Origin of the sequence: Pseudomonas sp. LJDD11 (genome assembly GCF_024584215.1) — a bacterium.
GTDB lineage: Bacteria > Pseudomonadota > Gammaproteobacteria > Pseudomonadales > Pseudomonadaceae > Aquipseudomonas.
Window position 1 is genome coordinate 1 of the sequence record NZ_JANJFL010000145.1, and the last position, 528, is coordinate 528.

Below are 528 nucleotides of genomic sequence, written 5' to 3' on the forward strand. Positions count from 1 at the left end.
GACTACACGATCACCCTGTATCACCGCTACACCAACAAGAAGATCTATCTGGCGACCAAGATGCATTCACTGGGGCTGGACAAGGCCAATACCCTGGCCTTCTGGGATTGTCTGCAACGCTATATGGACGTCACCCAACCGCTACCCGATTTACCGGTGCTGGAGCAAAGCCGTCATCTGGACCCGGTCACCGCCGCCCACGACGCCAGCACCGGTCGCAACCCACGCCGCTGGCGCGATCAGGTAGTAACAGGCTGGAAAACCTCGGGAGAAAAGAAGCTCAACGAGCAATTACAGCGCTATCCCTGGCAGCAACAACCCTGCGTCATCAAGTCTCGCCTGACCATAGAAGCCTGGTATCGCGCTCAGGAAGCCAAGGACATTCAGGCGACGCCCAAGGCTGAAGACTTTGCACGGCGCGCTGATTACGACGAGTCACAGATATGAATAGCTACACCACTAGCGCCTATCGCAGCGACAGCCAGAAACCACTACCGCCACCAAGTTCGCATGCTCATCTCAACCGCA

At 56.8% G+C, this 528-nt stretch carries 1 pseudogene; it reads left to right on the forward strand.

The features are described 5' to 3' along the window. Positions 1 to 447: pseudogene (locus tag NRB16_RS29240) on the forward strand (hypothetical protein); the annotation flags it as partial. Between the last annotated feature and the right edge of the window lie 81 nt (positions 448 to 528).